At 70.6% G+C, this 905-nt stretch carries 1 protein-coding gene; it reads right to left on the reverse strand.

Annotation, left to right across the window (positions count from 1 at the left end; genetic code table 11):
- Nucleotides 1-101: 101 nt before the first annotated feature.
- On the reverse strand, nt 102-905 hold an 804-nt coding region (locus ABD346_RS38245; RefSeq protein WP_344380929.1), incomplete at its 5' end, for an IS701 family transposase.

Here is a 905-nt window from a genome sequence, read left to right on the forward strand (position 1 = left end):
ACTAGTAGGACTCCGTTAGGTCTCGGGGGATCTTGCGGCTTTCCGCTGGTGGGAGCGGGGTAGCGGGCGGTGGCAGGTGGCGCAGGTACCGGCCCAGCACCTCAGCGCGTCCTGGAGGGTGTCGAGGACTTGGTAGAGGGTGAGGCCGGCGTGGGCACTTTTGGGGAGAGCCGCTGCTCGGTCAGGAAGGCGTGGGCGGCGGTCACGAGGGTGACGTGGTGGTGCCATCCGGGCCATGAGCGTCCCTCGAAGTGGTCCAGGCCCAGGCCGTGTTTGAGCTCGCGGTAGTCGTGTTCAATCCGCCGGCGGATCTTCGCCCGGCGGACGAGTTCCGCGATGGGTGTGCCGGGCGGGAGGTTGGACAGCCAGTACCCGGTCGGCGCTTCCTCGTTGGGCGGCCATTCGGCCAAGAGCCACAGATCGGGTAGCACTCCATCCCACCAGCCCTGTTCCGCGCTGGCCCGGGTACGTAAGGCTCGCTCGACCGCCCGGCCGGCGGGACGGACCCTCAGCGCCGCGAACGACGAGCACAACGCGCCTCGGGAACCGGCACGCCACGTGACCTTCGCGCAGGCCGCACGGCCTTCTGCGACGGCCAGGGCCGCCACCGATGATGGTGCCTGCCGGTAGCGGGGCTGGGGCCAGTTCCCGGTTGAGCCCTGGCGTGGAGGGGCGAGGGGCACCGCGTCCTCAGGGTGGGCGGTGATGTTCCCACGGACCGCCACCACATAGGCCAGGCCCCGTTCCTGGAGCGCGGCCCGGAACACCGCGTTCTGGCCGTAGCCTGCGTCGGCCACCACCAGTGGCGGCACCACACCCCATCCGGCCAGCTCGTCCAGCATGTCCAGGGCCAGCAGCCACTTCTCCCGGTGACCCGCCGCCGCAGGAATCCGCGTCTTGCGCCG

This window comes from Streptomyces mauvecolor, from assembly GCF_039532965.1.
GTDB classification, from domain to species: Bacteria; Actinomycetota; Actinomycetes; order Streptomycetales; family Streptomycetaceae; genus Streptomyces; species Streptomyces violascens.